This window comes from Candidatus Sodalis pierantonius str. SOPE, from assembly GCF_000517405.1.
Classification (GTDB): Bacteria; Pseudomonadota; Gammaproteobacteria; order Enterobacterales; family Enterobacteriaceae; genus Sodalis_C; species Sodalis_C pierantonii.
The window spans coordinates 1318424-1341084 of the sequence record NZ_CP006568.1; the positions used below are offsets into that span (position 1 = coordinate 1318424).

At 57.0% G+C, this 22661-nt stretch carries 15 protein-coding genes, 1 tRNA gene and 7 pseudogenes; 6 read left to right on the plus strand and 17 right to left on the minus strand.

The genetic code is table 11. The features are described from left to right. Nucleotides 1-27: 27 nt before the first annotated feature. Nucleotides 28-887, minus strand: a pseudogene (locus tag SOPEG_RS24250) (transglycosylase SLT domain-containing protein); the annotation flags it as partial. Here SOPEG_RS24250 and SOPEG_RS06805 point away from each other — a divergent pair. After that, a pseudogene (locus SOPEG_RS06805) lies at nucleotides 855-1085 on the plus strand (energy-dependent translational throttle protein EttA); the annotation flags it as partial. The pseudogenes SOPEG_RS24250 and SOPEG_RS06805 sit on opposite strands and share 33 nt — an antisense overlap. Nucleotides 1086-1233: 148 nt before the next feature. On the opposite strand, the gene nadR reads toward SOPEG_RS06805, so the two are convergent. The 3 genes and pseudogenes from nadR to serB form a co-directional block, all read right to left on the minus strand. After that, the gene (gene nadR / locus SOPEG_RS06810) at nucleotides 1234-2463 is read right to left on the minus strand and encodes a multifunctional transcriptional regulator/nicotinamide-nucleotide adenylyltransferase/ribosylnicotinamide kinase NadR (RefSeq protein WP_025244779.1); all 1230 of its coding nucleotides are present in this window, start codon (nucleotides 2461-2463) and stop codon (nucleotides 1234-1236) included. Nucleotides 2464-2476: 13 nt separating this feature from the next. Beyond that, nucleotides 2477-3818, minus strand: a pseudogene (radA, locus tag SOPEG_RS06815) (DNA repair protein RadA). Nucleotides 3819-3881: 63 nt separating this feature from the next. Continuing rightward, entirely contained in the window at nucleotides 3882-4859 is a 978-nt protein-coding gene (gene serB, locus SOPEG_RS06820; RefSeq protein WP_025244780.1) for a phosphoserine phosphatase, read from the minus strand. A gap of 107 nt (nucleotides 4860-4966) precedes the next feature. Between serB and SOPEG_RS06825 the strand changes: the two genes are divergently transcribed. Further along, nucleotides 4967-5671 carry a YtjB family periplasmic protein gene (locus tag SOPEG_RS06825; RefSeq protein ID WP_025244781.1) on the plus strand — a complete coding sequence of 235 codons (705 nt, stop codon included), beginning with the start codon at nucleotides 4967-4969 and terminating at the stop codon, nucleotides 5669-5671. Between the two features lie 28 nt (nucleotides 5672-5699). On the opposite strand, the gene deoD is transcribed toward SOPEG_RS06825, so the two are convergent. The 5 genes and pseudogenes from deoD to SOPEG_RS06850 form a co-directional block, all read right to left on the minus strand. Then, nucleotides 5700-6419: a purine-nucleoside phosphorylase gene (gene deoD, locus SOPEG_RS06830; protein WP_025244782.1), complete on the minus strand. Its 720-nt coding sequence runs from the start codon at nucleotides 6417-6419 to the stop codon at nucleotides 5700-5702. A gap of 155 nt (nucleotides 6420-6574) precedes the next feature. Beyond that, on the minus strand, nucleotides 6575-7798 hold the full coding sequence (deoB, locus tag SOPEG_RS06835; RefSeq protein WP_025244783.1) for a phosphopentomutase: 1224 nt from the start codon (nucleotides 7796-7798) through the stop codon (nucleotides 6575-6577). A 102-nt stretch (nucleotides 7799-7900) separates the two neighbouring features. Then, nucleotides 7901-8892 (minus strand): annotated as a pseudogene (locus tag SOPEG_RS06840) (thymidine phosphorylase). A 77-nt stretch (nucleotides 8893-8969) separates the two neighbouring features. Then, complete coding sequence (gene deoC / locus SOPEG_RS06845; protein WP_025244784.1) at nucleotides 8970-9749, minus strand: deoxyribose-phosphate aldolase; 780 nt, start codon at nucleotides 9747-9749, stop codon at nucleotides 8970-8972. A 487-nt stretch (nucleotides 9750-10236) separates the two neighbouring features. Beyond that, nucleotides 10237-10880, minus strand: a pseudogene (locus tag SOPEG_RS06850) (TatD family hydrolase). Between the two features lie 525 nt (nucleotides 10881-11405). On the opposite strand from SOPEG_RS06850, the pseudogene SOPEG_RS22590 reads away from it, so the two are divergent. Then, nucleotides 11406-12614: pseudogene (locus SOPEG_RS22590) on the plus strand (IS256-like element ISSoEn2 family transposase). A gap of 36 nt (nucleotides 12615-12650) precedes the next feature. Here the strand turns inward: SOPEG_RS22590 and SOPEG_RS29240 are convergent. The 7 genes and pseudogenes from SOPEG_RS29240 to SOPEG_RS06890 form a co-directional block, all read right to left on the minus strand. Then, nucleotides 12651-12815: pseudogene (locus tag SOPEG_RS29240) on the minus strand (CsbD family protein); the annotation flags it as partial. A 66-nt stretch (nucleotides 12816-12881) separates the two neighbouring features. Then, the gene (locus SOPEG_RS24260; RefSeq protein WP_071882147.1) at nucleotides 12882-13043 is read right to left on the minus strand and encodes a DUF1328 domain-containing protein; all 162 of its coding nucleotides are present in this window, start codon (nucleotides 13041-13043) and stop codon (nucleotides 12882-12884) included. 162 nt (nucleotides 13044-13205) lie between these two features. Then, nucleotides 13206-14129: an IS5-like element ISSoEn1 family transposase gene (locus tag SOPEG_RS06865; RefSeq protein WP_025244788.1), complete on the minus strand. Its 924-nt coding sequence runs from the start codon at nucleotides 14127-14129 to the stop codon at nucleotides 13206-13208. Between the two features lie 121 nt (nucleotides 14130-14250). Then, entirely contained in the window at nucleotides 14251-14865 is a 615-nt protein-coding gene (osmY, locus tag SOPEG_RS06870) for a molecular chaperone OsmY (protein WP_025244789.1), read from the minus strand. Between the two features lie 731 nt (nucleotides 14866-15596). Beyond that, entirely contained in the window at nucleotides 15597-17186 is a 1590-nt protein-coding gene (gene prfC / locus SOPEG_RS06880) for a peptide chain release factor 3 (protein WP_025244790.1), read from the minus strand. 122 nt (nucleotides 17187-17308) lie between these two features. Next, a complete protein-coding gene (rimI, locus tag SOPEG_RS06885) occupies nucleotides 17309-17752 on the minus strand; it encodes a ribosomal protein S18-alanine N-acetyltransferase (protein WP_025244791.1) in 444 nt (147 codons plus the stop codon). Next, on the minus strand, nucleotides 17721-18134 hold the full coding sequence (locus SOPEG_RS06890; RefSeq protein WP_025244792.1) for a DNA polymerase III subunit psi: 414 nt from the start codon (nucleotides 18132-18134) through the stop codon (nucleotides 17721-17723). Before SOPEG_RS06890 ends, rimI begins: the two co-directional genes overlap by 32 nt. A 112-nt stretch (nucleotides 18135-18246) precedes the next feature. On the opposite strand from SOPEG_RS06890, the gene rsmC reads away from it, so the two are divergent. From rsmC to SOPEG_RS06905, 3 genes are all read left to right on the plus strand, one after another. Next, nucleotides 18247-19299 (plus strand): 16S rRNA (guanine(1207)-N(2))-methyltransferase RsmC, encoded by a 1053-nt coding sequence (gene rsmC, locus SOPEG_RS06895; protein ID WP_025244793.1) that lies wholly within the window; start codon nucleotides 18247-18249, stop codon nucleotides 19297-19299. 165 nt (nucleotides 19300-19464) lie between these two features. Further along, nucleotides 19465-19551: transfer RNA gene (locus tag SOPEG_RS06900), tRNA-Leu, on the plus strand. Between the two features lie 440 nt (nucleotides 19552-19991). Next, nucleotides 19992-21089, plus strand: coding sequence for a GGDEF domain-containing protein (locus tag SOPEG_RS06905; RefSeq protein WP_081742944.1), 1098 nt, complete (start codon nucleotides 19992-19994; stop codon nucleotides 21087-21089). A gap of 575 nt (nucleotides 21090-21664) precedes the next feature. On the opposite strand, the gene SOPEG_RS06910 is transcribed toward SOPEG_RS06905, so the two are convergent. Then, nucleotides 21665-22588: an IS5-like element ISSoEn1 family transposase gene (locus SOPEG_RS06910; protein WP_025244795.1), complete on the minus strand. Its 924-nt coding sequence runs from the start codon at nucleotides 22586-22588 to the stop codon at nucleotides 21665-21667. Between the last annotated feature and the right edge of the window lie 73 nt (nucleotides 22589-22661).

The window sequence follows — 22661 nt, forward strand, 5'->3', positions numbered from 1 at the left end:
ACATGAGCTTATCATACTTTTCGCCGCTCAGTAGCGCCGCTGCCATTCAGCGTCGGTCAGCAGCTTCGCCGGCTGGCGCAGGAAATAGCGGTAAAACACGTCATAGGCCAGGACGTTCTTGACATAGTCGCGCGTTTCGGAAAAGGGAATACTCTCGATGAACGCGATGGCGTCGGCGCGTCCGGCGCTGGTGTTCAGCTAGCTGTTGACTCTGCCGGGACCGGCGTTGTAAGCGATGCTGGCGAGAATACGGTTACGGCCGAACCTATGATAGACATATTCCAAATAGGCCGTGCCGAGGGCGATGTTGATTTGCGGATCCAATAGCTGGCCAGGCTGGGTGTAGTTTGCCATATTAAACATCTGCGCCGTATGCTGCGCGGTGCTTGGCATCAATTGCATCAGGCCGGCGGCGCCCATCGGTGAACGCACCTTTGGATTCCACGCGCTCTCCTGACGGGCGATGGCCATGGCGTAACTCTGGCTGATTCCTTTATCGTTGGTCGCCTGACGGAACGTTTGGTGCCAGACCAGCGGGAAGCGCTCTTCCAGATGGTCCCACAGCTTGCCGGTGATCGTCGCCTGCACGCTCAGATCCGGCCATTGCTGTAAAAACGCATAGCGCGCCAGCTGCTCCTGCTGCGGCTGGCCACCAGCGCGCTCCATTCGCTGCGCGCCAAATTGTCCATATTCCAATACATTAGCTCGCGCACCCGGGCGATAGCCGGCTCCCGCGCCAAAGCCGGGTCCGGCGGTGCGGCGCGCGCCACGTTAATGACATAGCGTTGGCCTAACGCCGCCGCCGCCATGGGATAAAACCCGCGCGCCTGCATCAGCGGACACAATAGCGCCTCACCCTGCGCGCGCTGGAAAACGCCCTGCTGGAGTTCCCCGGCTGCGCTATGGTCATCTCCCATGACCGCTGGTTCCTCGACCGCATCGCCACGCACATTATCGACTACCAGGATGAAGGAAACATCGAATTCTTTGAGGGAAACTTCACCGAATACGAAGAGTACAAAAAAAGGACGCTGGGCGCGGAAGCGTTGCAACCGCACCGCATCAAGTACAAGAAAATGGCCTGACGGCCAGCAGTGTGTTACGGCGCCGCACGGCGCCGTTTTTTTACGCCTGCGCCATGCGAGTGGCCTGCGCTGAGCGTTGGTCGATAGTGCCGCGCGTTGGCCGCTACGCCTCGCGGTGGCGCCTGCAAATTTGGCGCCGGCGGTGCCGTCAGCGCTCCCCCAGCAGCTTTTTCACCAGGGTAATGCACTGTAAAAAGCGCTGGTCATAATCCGCCACGTCCACCCGCACGTAAGGGATGTGATTATCGTGCAGCAATACTTCAAGTAAACGCTGGAACTCATCGCGGTCCGTCGGCGCGCCGAAACTGCGCAGACCGTCGGCGACCCAGGGAGTATTGTTCTTCAGCAGGATAACCAAATCGAAGCGGTACTCATCAATCATCGCCTGCACGAAAGGGTGCTCACGGCCGTGATATTTTTTGCAAAACGCCTGGCTGGTGACGAAATCGGTATCGATAAAGGTCACCTTATTGGCGTATTTCACGGCGAAATCGATGAACTGGGCCTGGCCTAGGGCAATTTTATCGTAATCGGAATATTGCAGCGCCATCTCATCGCCGCCAAGGTGGGTGAACACATAATCACGGCCATATTCCCAAGCGCTGGTGGTATTAAAGATATTGGCCAGCTTGTTGACCATGGTGGATTTGCCGCTGGACTCCCCGCCAATCAGCGCCACGGTGCGGACGAAGAAGGGTTTGACCTCCGTTGGAATATAGTCCCAATAGCGGAAAGGATCCTGACGGATTTGCTCTCCGCTGATGGACATAAACGAACGGTCGGGATCGATAATGACGGTTTCAATCCCCAGATGTTCACGATAATGCACGAGATCCTGTTTTTCGCTCGAATAAATAAAATCCGCCTCAATGCCTTTGTCGGCCATGAAACCCTTTACGTCTCGGCTCCAGACATCCCAACCGTGGGGGTAAGGCTCCATTCCCTGTTCATTGAAAGCATGAATACGGATATTTTTTTGGTACTTGAAAGTTTGCAGCAACCAGCGCAGCCTGTCGCTGAGCGTGGGCTGCTGGGACATGGCGCTGTCCTCAAACAGCCGCAGGTCGCGCTGATTGTCGTAGTTAAGGATCACATGCAGCTCATCCACCTGACTACAGGCCCGCTGAATCAAATAGATGTGCCCGGTATGCAGCGGATAGAACTTGCCGAATATCACCCCGACCGTTTTCTGCCGCCGGGGAAACTCCAGCCCAAGGAAACGGTGGATGGCTTCGAGCTTCTGGGCGCTCGGACTTTTGATTTTTGCGTTCAGCAGCTGGCTGAGGTAGCCCTTGGTGACGCCGCAGGCTTCCGCCACCTGCTGTAAGGTGCATCCCTGCTGCTTGATGGCGCTTTTCAGGTAGTTGAACGACGACATATATTCCTCAGCGTCAGAGTTCTTCCAGTATCGCCAGCGCGTCGGCCAGTTTTTTTACGCCGAAGATCTGCATATTTTCCGGCATTTTTTCGGCACGTTGGCCTGCGGCACGATGGCGCGGCGAAAACCGTGTTTGGCGGCCTCGGTGATCCGCTCCTGTCCACTCGGAACCGGGCGGATCTCCCCCGCCAGACCGACTTCGCCGAATACCACCAGATCTTTCGGCAACGGGCGGTCGCGCAGACTGGATACCATCGCCAGCATCAGCGCCAAATCGGCGCTGGTTTCGCTGACCTTCACCCCGCCGACCACGTTGACAAAGACATCTTGATCCGCCATCTGCAGCCCGCCGTGGCGGTGTAGCACCGCCAACAGGATCGCCAGCCGGTTTTGCTCCAGCCCCACCGCCACCCGGCGCGGATTGGCCATCATCGAGTGATCCACCAGCGCCTGGATCTCGACCAGCAGCGGGCAGGTGCCTTCCCACACCACCATCACGCTGCTGCCGGGCGTCATCTCCTCCCCGCGGCTTAGGAATATCGCCGAGGGGTTGCTGACTTCACGTAGCCCTTGCTCGGTCATGGCGAACACGCCAAGCTCATTCACCGCGCCGAACCGGTTTTTATGGCTGCGCAGCGTACGGAAACGGGAATCGGAATCGCCGTCCAGCATAATGGAGCAATCGATACAGTGCTCAAGCACCTTCGGCCCTGCCAATGAGCCGTCTTTGGTTACATGGCCAACCATGATTATCGCCACGCCCTGGGTTTTGGCGAAGCGGGTCAGATAGGCAGCGGATTCCCGTACCTGGGCGACGCTGCCCGGCGAGGACTGCACATCGGCCATGTGCATAACTTGAATCGAGTCGATGACCATCAAGCGCGGTTTTTCCTGCGAGGCAATCAGGCATATTTGTTCGATACTGGTTTCCGACAGCATATTCAGATCGGCGGTGGGCAGCCCGAGCCGGTGCGCACGCATCGCCACCTGCAGGAGGGACTCCTCGCCGGTGACGTACAGGGTTTTCATTTCGCCGGCCAGCTTGCAGAGCGTTTGCAGCAACAGCGTACTTTTCCCGGCGCCCAGCACGCGATCCAGCTCGTTAAAACCCGTAGAGAAGCGAGGCAGCGCTTCCAGGCTGATGTCCGAAAGCTTTTGCACTCTGCTCACGCCGCTCTCGCCGGCGTAGCCGCTGAACCGCTCGTTGCACGCCGCCGCCGGCGTAGCGGCAAGGCGGCAAGGCGCACTTCGGTGATGCTGTTCCAGGCATGGCAAGCGGTACATTGCCCCTGCCAGCGGGGATAATCCGCACCGCATTCGTTACATACAAAAGCGCGTTTTACCGCTTTAGCCACAGATTACCTCGGCAAGATAGGGCGCGCCGGACGCCGCGGTCGATACGCCGCGGGCGGGCACGCTCAGCGTTCATCGTGTTTGAGATTGCCGCTCAGGATGCACAGCACTCCCAGCAGATCGGCGTGACGAATCGTCACCTTACTCTGTTCATTGACTTTCGGCTTGGCGTGGAACGTAATACCCAGACCTGCTGATTGTATCATCAATAAATCATTTGCACCGTCGCCAATCGCCACCGTCTGGCTGATGGGGATGGCCAACTTGTCCGCCAGGCGCGTCAATTCCCGCGCTTTGTAACCGGCATCCACCACCTCCCCCAACACCTCACCGGTCAAGCGGCCATCGCGAATTTCAAGCTCATTGGCGGCGATGGAAACCAAACGCAGTTTGTCACGCAGTAATTCGGCGAAGTAGGTAAAGCCGCCGGAGGCGATAGCGACATGCCAGCCCAGGCTCTGCAGCTTTTTCGTCAGCTGGGTCAGACCGGGCATCAGCGGTAACGCCTCGCGCACCTGCCGTAAAATATCGGCATCGGCGCCTTGAAGGGTAGCGACCCGCTGGCGCAGGCTGGCGGTGAAATCCAGCTCGCCGCGCATCGCCCGCTCGGTGACCGCGGCCACCTGTGCGCCAACGCCCGCCAGTTTGGCGATTTCATCGATGCACTCGATTTGTATCGCCGTGGAGTCCATATCCATAATCAGCAGGCCCGGCGCGCGCAAATGGGGCGTCTTGCCAAAGGGGGCCACGTCCAGGCCGTGATCATGGGCCAGCCGCGTGGCGCGCGCCGTCAGCGACCCCGCCAGACGCACCACCCGATAGTCGTCGATTTGCCAGGCGGAAACCACCACCATCGCCGCGCCTAGCGCGCGCTGATACCGCGACAGACTCTGTTTATCCAAATTTTTGCCGTATAATAACCAACCGGTATGGCCCGCCCGATAATCCAGCGGCATGACCTCATCGCCGCTTAATGACAAAGGCAATCCCGGCCAGTGTGAAATCCCCTCGGGCAGATCGCAGTAGGTCAGACTATTGGACATTTTGACTCCTGTAGGATGATGTTCAGCCGCCGTTAGCAACACGCAACAAGCTATCCTATCGCCGGCGCTTCTGGCAACATAAAGCGTCCAAAAGAGAAAGGAAACCTATGGCCCGCGCCAGATTCTCGTTCCGTTTACACCGCACGGTTATCGTGCTGATTTGCGTCGCGCTGCTGGTGGTGTTGATGCAGGGCGCGACCTATTTCAGCCTGAGCCACCAAATGGCCCGCTCGGCGCAGGTGGAGGAGTTGGCGGATACGCTGATTCGCCAGGTCACCGGCGAGCTGGCGCCCTTGATGGCCAGCCGTGACGACAACAGCGCCCCCATCAAATCGGTGCTGGATCGCCTCACGCGCAATAGCCGCATTCTCGACGCCAGCGTGTATAACATGGACGGCAGTCTGGTGGCCCGCTCGGGCGAAAACATCAGCGTACGCGACCGGCTGGCTATCGGCAATCAGCGGGCGGGCAGCTTCTTCAATCACCAATTGGTGCGGACAATCGAAGATGACAAAGGCCCGAGCGGTTTTGTCCGTCTGACGCTGGATACCCACGTGTTGGAGATTGAGGCCAAACAGGTGGATAACACCACTAACCTGCTGCGCCTCATGATGATGCTGGCGCTCGCCATTGGCATTATCCTGGCACGTACGCTGCTGCAAAACCGTCGCAGCCGCTGGCAGCAGTCGCCTTACCTGCTCACCGCCAGTACGCCGCTGGCGGAACGGCGCGCGGAAGAAGATGACGCCGCGCTCCCCACGGACGACGCCAAGCCGTCCGCAACCGACGTCAAGCCCCCCGACGCGCCCTGAGACGGCGCCGCCCCAGGCCGGCACCGATTTACCGCGCGTCGCCCAATAATACCGATTCCAGCGCCACTTCAATCATATCGTTGAACGTGGTCTGGCGATCGGCCGCGCTTAAGGCTTCTCCACTGCGAATATGATCGGACACGGTGCAAATCGCCAGCGCGCGCGCGCCAAATTCCGCCGCCACGCCATAAATCCCGGCGGCTTCCATTTCCACGCCCAAAATGCCGTATTTTTCCAGCACGTCGAACATCTGCGGATCGGGGGTATAGAACAGATCGGCGGAGAAAATATTGCCCACGCACACCGGAATGCTGGCGGCGTTAGCCGCATCCACCGCATTGCACACCATATCAAAATCGGCGATGGCGGCGAAATCGTGATCTTTAAAACGCATGCGGTTCACTTTGGAATCGGTGCTGGCGCCCATGCCGATAACGATATCCCGCACACTGACGTCGCTTCTAATCGCGCCGCAGGAGCCTACGCGGATAATCTGTTTCACGCCGAAATCGGTAATCAGCTCTTTGGTGTAAATCGAGCAGGACGGAATGCCCATACCGTGGCCCATTACCGAGACGGCCCGCCCTTTATAGCTGCCGGTATAGCCCAGCATGCCGCGCACCTGATTCACTTCCCGGGCATCGGAAAGGAAGGTGTTGGCAATATGCTGCGCCCGCAGCGGATCGCCCGGCATAAGCACAACCTCGGCGAAATCGCCCATTTCAGCATTAATATGCGGCGTTGCCATACTCTGATTCCTTGTTGTGTTGAAGATAAAAACGGGCCGCCGGCCCCAGCAGGCCCACGGCCAATAGCCACGGTTGATTGACTGGCCGCTTAGCGCGACGTCTTGGCAACGTCAGGGCGCCAGCCGTGTCATCGACGGGCGCCGCCCCGCACGGCTTAAATTATCGCTTTGCCATAGTCCATCGGCGAGAGGCCGAAGTAGCGCGCCACCGTCTGGCCTATATCGGCGAATGTCGTGCGATGGCCGTAAAAACCCGGATTCACTTTCGGACCGTAGATCAGCACCGGCACATGCTCACGGGTATGATCGGTACCGTGCCAGGTGGGATCGCAGCCGTGATCGGCGGTGAGGATCAAGATATCATTGTCTTTCACCCGCGACATCAGCTCCGGCAAACGGCAGTCAAACAGCTCCAGCGCCGCCGCGTAACCGGCCACATCCCGCCGGTGGCCGTAGGCGGAATCGAAGTCAACGAAATTGGTGAACACCAGGGTGTTATCCCCCGCCGCGTCCATTTCCCGCACCGTCGCATCGAATAAGGCATCAAGGCCGGTGGCCTTCACCTTTTTACTGATGCCCACCTGGGCATAAATATCGGCAATCTTACCCACCGACACCACCGTCCCGCCTTTCTCTTCCACCAGCTTTTGCAAGATGGTGGCGGAGGGCGGCGGCACCGCTAAATCGTGTCGGTTGCCGGTACGCTCAAATTGGCCGGCCTTCGCGCCGACGAAGGGCCGGGCGATGACGCGGCCGATATTGTAACCGCCATCGGTGAGAATCTCGCGCGCTATCTCGCACAAATCATACAGACGCTGTAGGCCGAAAGTCTCTTCGTGGCAGGCTATCTGAAACACCGAATCCGCCGAGGTATAAAAAATCGGCTTGCCGGTGCGCATATGCTCTTCCCCCAACCGATCGAGGATCACCGTCCCCGAGGCGTGGCAATTGCCGAGAAAACCCGGCAAGCCCGCGCGGGCGACCAGCGTCTCCAGCAGCGCCTGCGGAAAGCTGTTTTCCGTTTCCGGGAAATAGCCCCAGTCGAACAGCACCGGTACGCCCGCGATTTCCCAGTGTCCCGATGGCGTATCTTTACCGGAGGAAATTTCGCTGGCATAGGCGTATGCGCCAATGATTTCCGCCTGCTTATCCAGCCCCGACGGAAAATGCCCGGTGGATTGTTCGCCGGCTTTGCCCAGCCCGAGGCGCGTCAGATGAGGCAGCTTCAGCGGCCCGTTGCGTCCGTGATTGGCGTCGCCGCGCTCACAGCGCTCGGCGATATGCCCCAGAGTGTCCGACCCGCGATCGCCAAATTTATCGGCATCGCCAGCGGCCCCGATACCGAATGAGTCCAGCACCATGATGAATACACGTTGCATCATTGTTCTCCTGCTTGCGGCGAAATGCCGGCCTATCGGCCGCTTTTGCACCGCGTTCGAGGGGAGCGGCGCGCACCGCTCCCGCAATAAAAAGCCGGCAGACTAATCGGCCGCCGCCGTAATGCGGCGGTAAACGACCGGTAACACTTCCGGCGCCCCGTCGTCGAGCTGGATGGCCGCGCGCACCGCCTCGGCCGCGCGCATCCAGCTTTCCTCGCTGACGGCCGCCGCCGAGCGCCACAACGGTCATCCCGAGCGCACGGGTATCCATGACGCGGATATAACCCGCGCTGGCGGGGAAGACCGGCTTACTTAGCGTCGCCACCGGCAGATAGTGATCATAGCGCTGGAGGCCAGGACCTGATTCATATCGGTCAGTAGCGCGGTGGTTTTGCACCCCGCGCCGTTGGCGACGCCCACAATGGCCTGCGCCAGCGCCTCGGAGCGCGCGAAAGTGGGCATCAGGGCGCCGGAGCCCACCTTCCACATCCATCACCAGCGCATCAAGCCCTTCCGCCAGTTTCATCGCCAGAATCGAGGCGGTGATAAGCGGAATCGAATCCACCGTAGCGGTAATATCGCGGGTGGCGGTAGATGCGCTTATCCGCCGGCGCCAGCGAATGGGTTTGCCCCATAATCGCCACGCCAATGTGTTTGATCTGGGCGCGGAAGGCGTCGTCGTCCAGGAAAATCGATAGCCGCGGAATCGCCTCCAGTTTGTCGAGCGTACCGCCGGTATGCCCCAGCCCGCGCCCCGACACCATCGGCACGAAACCGCCGCAGGCGGCAATCATCGGCCCCAGCATCAGCTAGGTGACGTCCCCCACGCCGCCGGTGGAATGCTTATCCACCACCGGCCCGCTTAACCCATCCCGGCGCCAATCCAACGTATGGCCAGAGTCGCGCATCGCCAGCGTCAGCGCCACGCGCTCTTCCAGATTCATGTCGTGAAAGAAGATGGTCATCGCTAGGGCGGCGATTTGACCCTCTGAGACGGTATTATCGCGCACACCGTTGACGAAAAAGCGAATTTCCTCCGCGCTCAGCGGCTCGCCATCCCGCTTTTTACGGATAATTTCTTGTGCCAGAAACACGGTTTCCTCCCGGCAAAGCAAAACGGGCCTTAGCCCGAAAAACGGCCTATGCCGCTGCGACGGCGGGCCGCCACGGCTTAGTACCCGTTTTTGGCAGGCGGTGCTTCCTGTCTCAGCACCGTCAACAAACTGCCCAATAGACTGGAGGCGCCGAAACGGAAATGACGGGGGTTGACCCAGCCTTCGCCCATGATCTCATCGGCAAGGGCCAAATAGGCCGCGGCCTCTTCGGCGGTACGCACGCCGCCGGCGGCTTTAAAACCCACGCGATCGCCGACGCCCTCCTCTGCGATGACGTTCAGCATGATGCCGGCGTTCTCAAGCGTCGCGTTGACCGGCACTTTACCGGTAGAGGTTTTAATAAAATCAGCGTCGCCCGCAATCGCGATTTGCGATGCCCGACGGATGAGATCCGCCCGGCGCAGTTCACCGCTCTCTATGATCACTTTCAGCAGCACCTGTGAGGCATGACACAGTTCGCTGGCCTGTTTCACCATTTCCAAACCAATTTGCTCATTGCCGGCGATAAGCGCGCGATAGGGGAACACGATATCTACCTCATCCGCGCCGTAGGCGATAGCGGCGCGAGTTTCCGCCAGCGTGATGTCGAGGCAGTCATTACCGTGGGGGAAATTGGTCACGGTGGCAATGCGCACCGCCGTGCTGCCCTGGGCGTTCAACGTCTGCCAGGCAAGGGGAATGAAGCGTGGATAGAGACACACCGCCGCGGTCTCGCCCACCGAAGTGTGGGCCTGGCGGCATAAAGCGATGACCTTTTCATCGGTATCGTCATCATTCAAGGTGGTCAGATCCATGAGGCTCAGCGCACGCTGGGCCGCAAGGGTTAATTGATTCATTTTACTCTCCAACTTACCGTTTTTCGCCGTGGGGCGAATCAGCAAACAGAGCGCGGAACAGACGGCTGTTCACGCGCAACAAGGTTGGCGAGCGGACTTGGTTCCATGAAGAGCTACCCGCCGGCCATGCAGACCGCGGGCGTCAGAGTTCCTTCTCGCCGCGCCATTATCCAGTGCACGGGGTATCCTGCTCTCCCCGTATTGCGCTGACGCTATTTTTTCATATTTAAGCGAAATTAGCTGCTGCATTATCGCGTTTTATGCGCGACAACTCGGAATTCATGCTGCCCACGCGCCTTCCGCCGTCTGGTCATGGCTGAACGCATTTATCTTAGCGCGTCCAGCGTGGGCGCGCGTTCCGCGGCCCTCATGGCTGAACGTCTTTATCGCAGATCGGCCCCTTCGGGTGCGCGTTCTGCGGCCTTTATGGCTGAACCGCGTGTCGCCCGCAGGTGCGCGTCCCCTCGCTTTTATGGCGCGGCGCCCTTTACCGCGCTGCGGCGCCCGGCGGATGACTTTCCCCGGCTGGCTTTGCCGGCAGCCCGAACAGACGCAGGCTATTGTGATAAAGCGTCTCGGCAATCTCCGCCGGCGGCTCGCGGCGCAGATCGCATAGCGCAGCAAAGGTCTGGCGGATCCGCTCCGGGCGGTTAGGCTGGCCTTGGTAACCGGACAGCGGCATATCAGGCGCATCGGTCTCCAGCAGCAGGCACGACAACGGCAATCGCGCCATGACATCACGGGTTTTACTGGCGCGAGAATACGTGATGGTACCGCCGCCGCCAATAACGCCAGTTGACGCGGCAGCTGCGGCTGCGGCATATAGGTATCCAGGCCGATTTCCCCGACCGCCGTCAGCATCTCACGGTGCTGGCGCAAATGCTGCTCTAATAAGTCGACATCCGCATCCTGATGCTGTTCAATGGCGATGGGATGCAAACCGAGCGCGGCATGCAGCATCGGGTGCCGCTCTGCCAGCGCCAACACATCGGCGAAGCGCGCGGCCGCCACCGATGGCACCACAATACGTTCAATCCCGGCCGCCGCCTGACGTAAACTTTGCTGTTCCTCGCCCAAAAGCGGCGGGAAATCGAAATGACAATGTGTGTCGATAAAGCGCGGTGGGTTCATGAGCCTCCCCTGTGCCGGCGGCCTCGCGTTAGTCGGCCGAGCCGTGTTCCTCATCAAGCTTATAACATAAAGCGCCTTTGGGCGGTGACAAGCCTTCACCCATGCGAACAGCCGGCAACCGGCTGTGCATCGCAATAGCCGCACGTCGATAAGCCGCCGCGTCCTGCAGTGCTTCAAGGAGACTGCAACGCGTGGGGCGGCGGGCCAAAGGTAAGTCTCAGCGCCACAGCGAAGATCGCCCTTAATGAAAGAGTCCGTCTTGAGCAGCACAATGACACCAGGGGTACGGTCAACGCGATGAATACGCTAGGCAGGGCAAAACGTGACGATGGCGGTAGTGAGTTGACTAAAAGCGAGGCTTAAACGAAAACGGCGTCACAATCTGTCGCCGGCGGGCGCGAAAAGCAACGGGACGGTGATTCAGTGGCAGGATTTGCTGGCTAGCGGCGATACGAGCCTGTTTAGAAATTTGTGTATTTGCCTGATTTTGATATGTTCAATCCAACATCAAAAACAGGTTAATTTATGGACGAAAAACAGTTGCAGGCTCTGGCTAACGAACTGGCCAAAAATCTCAAAACCCCTGAAGATCTCAGTCACTTCGATCGGCTGCTGAAAAAAATCAGCGTCGAAGCAGCTCTCAATGCCGAAATGACCCATCACCTCGGCTACGATAAAAATCAGCCTAAACCGGGGACCAACGCCCGCAACGGCTATTCCACAAAAACCGTTACCACTGGCGATGGCCCGCTGGCGCTGCGTACTCCGCGCGATCGTGACGGTTCCTTTGAACCGCAACTGGTGAAGAAGAACCAGACCCGGATTACCGGGATGGATAACCAGATTTTATCGTTGTACGCCAAAGGGATGACCACCCGCGAGATCGCCGCCGCGTTCAAAGAGCTGTATGACGCCGATGTCTCGCCGGCGCTGGTCTCAAAGGTCACCGATGCGGTCATGGAGCAGGTTGTCGAATGGCAAAACCGGCCTCTGGATGCAGTCTATCCCATTGTTTATCTTGACTGTATCGTTCTAAAAGTCCGGCAGGACAGCCGCATCATCAACAAATCTGTGTTCCTGGCGCTGGGCATCAACATCGAAGGCCAGAAAGAGTTGCTAGGTATGTGGCTGGCCGAAAACGAAGGCGCAAAGTTCTGGCTGAACGTGCTGACAGAGCTGAAAAACCGCGGCCTGAACGATATCCTTATCGCCTGCGTAGACGGGCTGAAAGGTTTCCCAGACGCTATTAACGCGGTGTATCCGGAGGCGCGGCTCCAGCTGTGTATCGTGCATATGGTGCGCAACAGCCTGCGGTTCGTCTCCTAGAAGGACTACAAGGCCGTCACCCGCGACCTGAAAGCTATCTATCAGGCCCCTACGGAAGAAGCCGGCTTGCAGGCGCTGGAAGCGTTCTCCAGTGCCTGGGACATCCGCTACCCGCAAATAAGTCGAAACTGGCAGGCAAACTGGGCCAATCTGGCCACGTTCTTTGCCTACCCAACGGACATCCGCAAGGTGATCTACACGACCAACGCCATCGAGTCGTTAAACAGCGTGATCCGGCATGCCATCAAAAAGCGGAAGGTGTTCCCGACCGACGACGCAGTGAAAAAGGTGGTGTGGCTGGCGATACAGGCGGCCTCACAGAAATGGACAATGCCTTTGAGGGACTGGCACATGGCAATGAGCCGCTTTATTATCGAGTTCGGTGACCGCCTGGACGGTCACTTCTGAGAAAAGGCATTTACACAGAATCCGGTACGGGCTCGGCGATACCGGTTTCACCGATTTGCCGTAGTCTTCCTGTAAAACGCCGGAGAGGTAATCATTGCTTCCCGCAACCCAGGCACAGTCGCTATCAAACCACTCTGCCCACAACAACCACATCTGGCTTTTCCACTGTTTCAATCTGCCTACCACGATGTCGTTATTCATAAGCCTCTCCGGAAATAACCGTTCAACATGACTGGCCCGAAGGCCAGTGGCTGTTTCAAAGCTTCACTACCTGCCGCGACGGCCGGTAAACAGGCTTATCAGGAACAGGATAATACCGACGACGAATACGATTTTCGCTGTCCAGGCAGCCGTACCCGCCAGACCACCAAACCCTAATGCAGCTGTAATCAAGGCAATAACCAGAAAAATAATGCCCCAACGAAACATAAGCCTCTCCTTACCCAAATGATGGAAGTACAACTTTTGTGTTACCGGAGGAGAGGGAGCTTGCCCCTCTTCCTATGACGATACCGGCTGTTTTAGTCCCTTTAACCGCTTTGTTGAATAAATCCGAAATTTGTGACGACTTCCTCCCTATCAGGGCGATTGTTACATGATGCGGACGCTGTTTGGCATTCCTAACAGCGTGATCCGGTTAAGCGCTTTGACCATTGCCATAGCCTCACCTACCTGCGCGTCATAGTCATGCAGACTCAGATGACCACCCAGAAGTGTTTTAAACCGGAACATGGCCGTTTCAGCCAGTGAACGCCGGTGATAACCTACTTTCTTTTTCCAGGTATCGTTATTGCCGCTCAGATGCTGATTTGCCACCGCATGGTTACGCTCATGGTATCGAGCTGGCCAATATTGCGCACCACTTCGCGGTGGGATAAGCGGCTTTATTTTTTTCCTCAGCAGAGCATCATGACAGTAACGCGTATCGTAAGCACTGTCAGCCGACGCTTCCCTGATTTTCCGGTGGGTTTGGTTAATCAGCCCGGGCAGCGCCTGCGCATCTGTCGTACCGCTTAGCGATAAATCGGCACAGATAATTTCATGTGTCGCGTTATCTACTGCCAGATGAAGCTTGCGCCATACTCTGCGCCTCTCAGCCCCATGCTGCCTGACTTTCCATTCGCCTTCGCCGAAGATTTTCAGGCCGGTGCCATCGATGACCAGGTGTGAGATTTCGCCGCGGGTTGGCGTTTTTATGCTGATGTCGACGGTTTTTGCTCGCCGGCTGACCAGAGAGTAATCTGGGCAGCGCAGCGACAGCCCCATCAGTTTAAAAATCGCGTCAACGAAACCCTGTAACGCCCGGAGCGAAAGGTTAAACACGCGCTTTATCATCAGAACCGTGGTAATGGCCATATCGGTGTAGTGAAGCGGCCGGCCACGATGTTCAGGTGGTGTACTATCAGTCCATGCAGCAATGGCTGACTCATCAAGCCATACTGTCATGTCCCCCCGCTGCCTGAGCGCATTGTTGTATGCGGGCCAGTTGGTGATTTTAACCTTTTGCTTTGCCATGGGGACCTGATGTTGAAACGAATGTAGTGATCAGAGTCGCCAGTCACCTAAAAGTTCGATTTATTCAACAAAGCCCCCTTTAACCGCAAATTGACCGCGGTTACTTCGCAAGCCGCCCGGATTACTGGCCGGACGTCAGGTCGTTTTTAACGCTCTTCACGCCATCCACCGCTTTGGCAACGCTTTCTGCACGGGTGATCTGCGTCGCATTTTCCACTTTACCGCTCAACTGCACGATACCGTCAGTGGTTTCCACTTTAATCATCCGCGACGGTACGCTCTTGTCGGCCAGGAATTTCGCTTTCACTTCGCTGGTAATCGCAGCATCGCTGGCGTAGGTCTTGACCGACGTTTTATTGGTTTCCTTGACGTGCAACTTATCGCTAACCGATTTCACGCCTTTCACCGTGCGCGCTGAGGCGACGGCTTTTTCCGCCTGGCTTTGGTTGGCGACAAAACCGCTAAGCGTCACCACGCCTTCATTGGTTTCAACGGAAATGTCGTTGCTGTTAACGGCTTCATTGCCGACCAGCGCGCTTTTGACTTTCGCGGTAATGGCGCTATCGCCCATGTACCCCGACGCTGACTTCATTGAGCTATCGATTTTCTGCCCCGTGGTGTTCGCCGCGGACTTGGCGTCCTGCGTCACGGAGGTATCCGCCATTGCGGTTGCGCCGGCCAGGACTGAACCCAGTACGATAGCCGTCAGCGATTGTGCAATCTTGGTCTTATTCATCGATGTTTTCCTTTTGTCATTCCACCCAATGCCTGGGCTATGCGCCACAACTGTAGCCTGAATAATGCGCCGCCGCTTCACGAGCCGGTCTGGCATCCAACAATTTCAGCGTCCTGCAACCTTGCAGTGACCCTTCATTAAAGGTGATATCCACGCTTGCTGCGGTCTGATCTCCTATTGGCCTCATTCCCTCCTGAGGACCGTGGACAATAAACAGCCTATCTTCACGGCCCTTAACAGCAAATTGCTCTGACTTCGCCGGATTTATTAGCTTAATTAACCGCTCCATCAGTGACAATTTAACTATAGACCACCACAAGTAATTTGCATGCTCAGGGAAAAGAAAATCGTTAAATCAAAAGCAGAAGCAAGGATTTAGGAACTTTCCGGGACGAAAGCGTCGGCCGCCGCGGGCCGGACATCCAACAACTGACGCTTCGGCGAGCAGGCGTAAATGCAGGCGCGCGGCTGAGACGTCACCGCGGTCGCCAACGCTGATACAGGCGGCGCGCCGGTGCATCGGCTGGGCAGAAACGCCACAACAGCAAGGAAGGGATACCACCGCGGACGGAGACCCGGTTATCAACGTTCGGCGACACCCGCCGCGCGCGGCGCTATGCCGACGCGACGCCAAAACAGTGACACGCCATCCACAACAACGTCACCGTGCGACGCTGCCTGATAAGGGGGGTTGACGCCGCCGCTTTCGCGGCGGCCCAGGACAGACGCAATTAGTGTTCGCGCGTTTTATGGAACTGAATATCCGGATAGCGTTCCCGGGTCAGATTCAGATTTACCATGCTCGGGGCGATATAAGAGAGGCTATCGCCGCCGTCGAGCGCCAAATTGAGTTCATTTTTGCGCTTGAATTCTTCCAACTTTTTGGCGTCGCCGCACTCCACCCAGCGAGCGGTGGAAACGTTTACTGACTCATACAGCGCTTCAACGTTGTATTCGCTCTTCAGCCGCGCCACGACCACATCAAACTGCAGCACGCCGACCACACCGACGATAAGATCGTTATTGGCCAGCGGACGAAAGACCTGCACTGCCCCCTCTTCCGACAGTTGCACCAGCCCTTTAAGTAACTGCTTTTGCTTAAGCGGATCGCGCAAGCGGATACGGAGGAACAATTCCGGCGCGAAATTGGGGATACCGGTGAATTTCAGTTCTTCGCCCTGGGTAAAGGTATCGCCAATTTGGATAGTCCCGTGGTTGTGTAGGCCGATGATATCGCCGGCGTAGGCTTCTTCGATATGAGAGCGGTCGCCCGCCATAAAGGTCAGCGCATCGGCGATAACGACATCCTTACCGGTACGCACCTGGCGCAGTTTCATGCTCTTTTCATAGCGGCCGGAGACAACGCGCAAAAACGCCACCCGGTCCCGGTGCCGTGGATCCATGTTGGCCTGGATTTTAAAAACGAAGCCGGTGAACTTCTCTTCGTCCGCGCGCACCACACGAACGTCGGTCTGACGCGGCATGGGCGGCGGCGCCCAGGCCACCAGACCGTCCAGCATATGATCAACGCCAAAGTTGCCCAGCGCGGTACCAAAAAAGACCGGTGTCAGCTCGCCCGCCATGAAAGCCTGTTCTTCAAAGGGATGGGACGCGCCCTGCACCAGCTCCAGCTCTTCGCGCAGTTGCGCGGCCAGATCCTCGCCCACCGCCTGATCCAGTTCCGGGTTGTCCAACTTTTTTACCACCCGCACTGCCTGGATGGTATGACCCTGACCGCTTTGATAAAGGTAGGTTTCATCTTTCGCCAGATGATAAATGCCCTTGAACAGCTTACCGCAGCCGATAGGCCACGTGATCGGCGCGCAGGCAATACGCAGCTCGCTTTCCACTTCATCAAGCAATTCCATCGGATCGCGTATATCGCGGTCCACCTTATTCATAAAGGTCAGGATCGGCGTGTCGCGCAGGCGGGTGACGTCCATCAGTTTGCGGGTCCGATCTTCAACCCCTTTGGCGGCGTCGATCACCATCAAACAGCAGTCCACCGCCGTCAGGGTGCGGTAGGTATCTTCGGAGAAGTCCTCGTGCCCTGGCGTATCCAGCAGATTGACCAGCGCCTGGCGGTAAGGAAATTGCATCACGGATGTGGTAATGGAAATACCGCGCTGCTTTTCCATTTCCATCCAGTCGGATTTAGCGTGCTGATTAGAGCCGCGGCCCTTCACGGTGCCGGCGGTTTGAATCGCCTGTCCGAACAGCAGCACTTTTTCAGTGATTGTCGTTTTACCGGCGTCAGGGTGCGAAATAATCGCGAAGGTGCGCCGTGCCGCAATTTCGTCAGCGTAGAGGTCGTTCTTCATGGTCACTTTCTCGATGGGCGCGCGGCAGGCGCGCGCCACAGTGTCTGTCTAAAGGGAATTTGCTGGTTGCAGATTCTACATGGTGTGGGTAGGCATTGATAGCTCCCCGGCCGGCGGCGGCGTCAGCCCAGCGGCAGCGCCATGATAACGGCATCCTCCCGGCCGTCCGCCGACGGGTAGTAATGGCGCCGAATCGAGACTTCATTAAACCCCAGCGCGCGATACAGGGCGATGGCCGGCGCATTGGATTGACGCACCTCCAGCCAAAGCGTCAGTACTTGCCGCTGCTCCAGCTCGGCGATCAGATGATCGAGCAGCGCCCGGCCGTGGCCTTGCCGCTGAAAGTCGGGGTGAACCGCGGTGTTAAACAGCGACGCCTCATCCAGCACGGTCTGGATGATGGCGAAAGCCGCGATGCGATCGCCCACGCACAGTTTGAAATTCAAATAGCGTTCGTCTTGATTGCCGGCAAAGGTTTTAGCGCTCCAGGGAAAGGCGTGGCTAGCCTGTTCTATGTGCCAGGCTTCGGTGAGATCAGCCGGTAGCAGCGGTAATATGGTATTCATCATCACTTATCCGGCGCCATAGCTCGCGCTTGGCGCCAGCATCCCCTGAAAGCGCCGCCAGCGGCGGCGTATGGAAAGACATTCCCTCAAATTCGCGCAGGGCCTCAAGGCCGAGCCACCAGCAATGGCAACGGACATCATCCGGCATCATCATCACCTGTAAAGGCGTCACCCCGTAGAGCTGCGCCGGCGTCAGCGCCATGCTGCGCGCCACATCGGCCACCAGCGGATGATCGAGCGGCGGCGCCGCCTCGGCCACCAGCAATAAACGAATATGCCCCGGCAAGGTGATTGCAACCTCCCCCTGTAGCACCGCCGGGCGCCGGAGCGTCCATTGCGTAATGCCCAGTTGTTGTAACAGCCAATCGCGCCTTGTCGTCATTGTTTATCCCGTCGGCGGTCTCGATTCCGCGCCGCTATGCTACCAAACCCATCGAACCCAGGGCAATAAAGCACTATACTCCCTGCTCGAATTATTGAGGAGCGTTTGTCGCATGTCTGCATTAACCCCCGCCAGTGAAGTCATACTTCGGCATCAGGATACATTCTCAGATAAACAGGTATTGATTGCCGGCGATGTGCAGGATTTGCTGCCGGCCCGGCTTGAGGCGCGGGGTGTACGGGTTCATACCGCCTGGTTTCACCACCGGCAGACGCTGGCCCGCGCGCTGGGCGAGCAAGCGGTGCAATTCGGCCTGGTGGCGGACGCCGCCCTGGTCGGCGGGTGCGATACGCTGATTTACTTCTGGCCGAAAAACAAACCGGAAGCGCTGTTCCAGATGACCAATCTCCTGTCGCTGATGCCGTTGGGCTGCGATGTGTTCGTGGTGGGTGAAAACCGCAGCGGCGTGCGCAGCGCCGAAGCGATACTGGACGTGTGGTGTCCGCTGGGTAAGATCGATAGCGCCCGCCGCTGCGGGCTGTATCACGGCGAACTCGTCCAGCAACCCCGTTTCGATGCGGAGTCTTACTGGCAATCTTACCCGCTTGACAATGTGGTGATAAAAACCCTGCCGGGCGTCTTCAGCCGCGACGGGCTGGATAACGGCAGCCAGCTGCTGCTGTCAACCTTTGAGCAGCCGATTCAAGGCCATGTGGCCGATATCGGCTGCGGCGCCGGCGTCCTGTCGGCGGTTCTGGCGAAAGGCGTGGCGGGGGTGCAGTTGACTCTCAGTGATGTGCACGCGCCGGCGCTGGCGGCCAGTCACGCTACCCTGGCGGCCAACGGTCTGCAGGGGGAGGTGCTGGCGGGCAACGTCTACTCCGCCATCAGCGGCCGTTTCGATATGATTATCTCCAACCCGCCGTTCCACGATGGTATGCAAACCAATCTGAAAGCGGCGGAGACGCTGATTCGCGGCGCGCTCTACCATCTGCGCATCGGCGGCGAATTACGCATTGTCGCTAACGCTTTCCTGCCCTATCCGGATCTGCTGGATGCGGTATTCGGCAATCATCAGGTGCTGGCGCAAAACGGCCGTTTTAAGGTCTATCAGACTTTCCATCAAGTGAAGCGTACCCGCGATAACCGGGGAAAACGCCGCTAACGCCGGGTTGGCGCACCGTTGGCCGCCGCGCGCCGCTGGGCCCGGCGGGGCACGGTATTCTTTTGCAGCAAACGCCCGCGAAATCACAAATAATCATTGACCTTAACGCCAAAACCTCTAAAATTCGCCTCCGTGGTAACAGCCTTAAGCGGCTGTCCGTGTCAGGCGAAGGTAGCGGAATTGGTAGACGCGCTAGCTTCAGGTGTTAGTGTCTTAACGGACGTGAGGGTTCAAGTCCCTTTCTTCGCACCATTGTCAATGTCTCGCTTCGCGTTCATCTTTTGTTGCGTTAACCTTTAACAGGCTGCTCCGTTCGCCTTCCTTAGGCCTGCGCGATATCCCTTTGCCCATGCCGGCAACCCGCAACTTATTGGGTCAACTCACCATCAGAACATAGGCGATGCTGCCCACCGTCGCGCTGGTTGATTTGCGATCGCTTTGCCACGGCGCGACCGGTTTCGACGCTCTCGGTTTACTGGCGCGGGTGCACGGCGATTTCCTTTAATCTGGCAAGGTCTTTTACGGTGTCGCCGAGCGTAGTCAATGACAATGGCGGCTAAAGCTGGTAAATTGAGCGTAAAGCGAAAAATTAAATTCAGGTATAAAAACGCTTGGGGATTTATAGCGATCCGTTATTTTCTCGCAACATTATTTATTATTAGTTTTCACAGCCGGGGCTTATACGTTTGTCTATGTCTAAAACTTATAACACCTATGAGGAGCGCCGCCAAAGTAAGCTTCGCACATCGCTGCTGCTATTTTTGTTACTAAATATCGCCTTTTCTCTTTTTTACGTGGTGAGCGCGATAAATAACAGTCGCCAGCCGTCAGCGGCGGCGATAATCGTTGCGGAGTTATCTCTCACCGTTTTGGTAATAAGTCTCTTTCGGATGCGCAGTTATGCAGTTTCATTGAATTATCTTGCAATTATTATCGGCATCTCCTGGGCCTGGCATATTCTGTTTCGATTCAACCAGCTAGCAACACCCGATAAAACATTTCTTCTTTATAACCTGATGACGGTCTTTTTCATTAGCGCTATTACGCTTGCCGATAATTTACTGGCGTTTTGTCTGCATAGCCTGCCTTCGGCCGTGACGGTGGTGGTGCTGGATGAGTTTAGCCATATCGTCATGCTGCTATTTACTATCGTGCTGCCGCTTATCAGTTTCTCCTTGCACCACTTGATGCAAAACCGCAGCGAGGCTTTCACTATTGACTTGGTGAAACGCCTGAGCGAAGAGCGCGAAAAATTCAGCGATCTCAGCATGATCGATCCGCTTACCGGCCTCTACAACCGCCGCGGTCTGCATAACAGGCTCGAAGGGCTGCTCGGCGCGGGCGGCGGGCCGGGCTGCCACTATTTGCTGCTGTTGGATATCGACCATTTCAAGGCGTATAATGATAATTATGGTCATAGCATGGGTGATAAGGCGCTGACCGCGGTGGCGATACGTGACGCCGTACGCTCCCGAGACGTCGTGGTACGTTACGGCGGCGAAGAATTTCTGGTGCTACTGATTGATGTTGATGAAACCGAAGCGCTGACCCTGGCCGAGAACGTCCGGCAGGCGGTGCTGGATCTGAAAATACCGCATCTATATAACCAGGAAGCGTCCACCACCGTTACACTTAGCGTGGGTATTGCCTCGCTAACGGGCGCCAATATTGATGCGTCATTAACCACAGCCGACCAGGCTCTCTATCAGGCTAAACATCAGGGCCGCAATGCGGTAAAATTCGTCGGACTGCCCGTCGGGGAGAAATCGCCCTCTTCCGCCGAACGCTAACGCTCTTAAAATGTTAATCGTCCATTAAGCTACGTTCGCCGCCGTTATTCGTTGCCACTCTAACCGACTTAATCAAAATAACGGCAAAGTTGAGTATTATCCGAATGCCGTCGGTAACCTGTCGCCCGGAGATTTGCAGCATTATTACCGCCGCGAACTATTTATTTTGGCAGTATTTATCCTCGCGGGCGGCGTTAAAAGGTCCTCGCCCACGCGCCGGCAGTATTTACCCACCTGGCCGACATTAATCAGGCCCCGCGACGCGCTATTTAGCGCGGGCTTAAAATAGCAAGATTTTACCGAAACGCTCAGATCCATTGTGCAGAGGAATCAGGCGACTACCTAATTCCCTTTACCTAGAGATGAACAAAGCACTATTTATCCTTTTGCCGCGCGGATATTCTTGCCTACCATCAGCGGCTTTCTCGCCTAGCGCAATTCAGGTTTCGTCGTATCTTCCGGTCGGGGTCCGCAGAGCGGACATCGGCGAGACAGGGGTGACGTTGATGGCAATATCGGCGCTTTGTTGAATAAATCCGAAATTTGTGACGACTTCCTCCCTATCAGGGCGATTGTTACATGATGCGGACGCTGTTTGGCATTCCTAACAGCGTGATCCGGTTAAGCGCTTTGACCATTGCCATAGCCTCACCTACCTGCGCGTCATAGTCATGCAGACTCAGATGACCACCCAGAAGTGTTTTAAACCGGAACATGGCCGTTTCAGCCAGTGAACGCCGGTGATAACCTACTTTCTTTTTCCAGGTATCGTTATTGCCGCTCAGATGCTGATTTGCCACCGCATGGTTACGCTCATGGTATCGAGCTGGCCAATATTGCGCACCACTTCGCGGTGGGATAAGCGGCTTTATTTTTTTCCTCAGCAGAGCATCATGACAGTAACGCGTATCGTAAGCACTGTCAGCCGACGCTTCCCTGATTTTCCTGTGGGTTTGGTTAATCAGCCCGGGCAGCGCCTGCGCATCTGTCGTACCGCTTAGCGATAAATCGGCACAGATAATTTCATGTGTCGCGCTATCTACTGCCAGATGAAGCTTGCGCCATACTCTGCGCCTCTCAGCCCCATGCTGCCTGACTTTCCATTCGCCTTCGCCGAAGATTTTCAGGCCGGTGCCATCGATGACCAGGTGTGAGATTTCGCCGTGGGTTGGCGTTTTTATGCTGATGTCGACGGTTTTTGCTCGCCGGCTGACCAGAGAGTAATCTGGGCAGCGCAGCGACAGCCCCATCAGTTTAAAAATCGCGTCAACGAAACCCTGTAACGCCCGGAGCGAAAGGTTAAACACGCGCTTTATCATCAGAACCGTGGTAATGGCCATATCGGTGTAGTGAAGCGGCCGGCCACGATGTTCAGGTGGTGTACTCTCAGTCCATGCAGCAATGGCTGACTCATCAAGCCATACTGTCATGTCCCCCCGCTGCCTGAGCGCATTGTTGTATGCGGGCCAGTTGGTGATTTTAAACTTTTGCTTTGCCATGGGGACCTGATGTTGAAACGAATGTAGTGATCAGAGCCGCCAGTCACCTAAAAGTTCGATTTATTCAACAAAG

Excerpts from the sequence above, each read along its gene's own strand:
- nadR (WP_025244779.1), bottom strand. The coding sequence starts at position 2,463 with ATGTCGTCGTTCAACTACCTGAAAAGCGCCATCAAGCAGCAGGGATGC.
- serB (WP_025244780.1), bottom strand. The coding sequence starts at position 4,859 with ATGTCCAATAGTCTGACCTACTGCGATCTGCCCGAGGGGATTTCACAC.
- SOPEG_RS06825 (WP_025244781.1), top strand. The coding sequence starts at position 4,967 with ATGGCCCGCGCCAGATTCTCGTTCCGTTTACACCGCACGGTTATCGTG.
- deoD (WP_025244782.1), bottom strand. The coding sequence starts at position 6,419 with ATGGCAACGCCGCATATTAATGCTGAAATGGGCGATTTCGCCGAGGTT.
- deoB (WP_025244783.1), bottom strand. The coding sequence starts at position 7,798 with ATGCAACGTGTATTCATCATGGTGCTGGACTCATTCGGTATCGGGGCC.
- deoC (WP_025244784.1), bottom strand. The coding sequence starts at position 9,749 with ATGAATCAATTAACCCTTGCGGCCCAGCGTGCGCTGAGCCTCATGGAT.
- SOPEG_RS24260 (WP_071882147.1), bottom strand. The coding sequence starts at position 13,043 with ATGTTTCGTTGGGGCATTATTTTTCTGGTTATTGCCTTGATTACAGCT.
- SOPEG_RS06865 (WP_025244788.1), bottom strand. The coding sequence starts at position 14,129 with ATGGCAAAGCAAAAGGTTAAAATCACCAACTGGCCCGCATACAACAAT.
- osmY (WP_025244789.1), bottom strand. The coding sequence starts at position 14,865 with ATGAATAAGACCAAGATTGCACAATCGCTGACGGCTATCGTACTGGGT.
- prfC (WP_025244790.1), bottom strand. The coding sequence starts at position 17,186 with ATGAAGAACGACCTCTACGCTGACGAAATTGCGGCACGGCGCACCTTC.
- rimI (WP_025244791.1), bottom strand. The coding sequence starts at position 17,752 with ATGAATACCATATTACCGCTGCTACCGGCTGATCTCACCGAAGCCTGG.
- SOPEG_RS06890 (WP_025244792.1), bottom strand. The coding sequence starts at position 18,134 with ATGACGACAAGGCGCGATTGGCTGTTACAACAACTGGGCATTACGCAA.
- rsmC (WP_025244793.1), top strand. The coding sequence starts at position 18,247 with ATGTCTGCATTAACCCCCGCCAGTGAAGTCATACTTCGGCATCAGGAT.
- SOPEG_RS06905 (WP_081742944.1), top strand. The coding sequence starts at position 19,992 with ATGTCTAAAACTTATAACACCTATGAGGAGCGCCGCCAAAGTAAGCTT.
- SOPEG_RS06910 (WP_025244795.1), bottom strand. The coding sequence starts at position 22,588 with ATGGCAAAGCAAAAGTTTAAAATCACCAACTGGCCCGCATACAACAAT.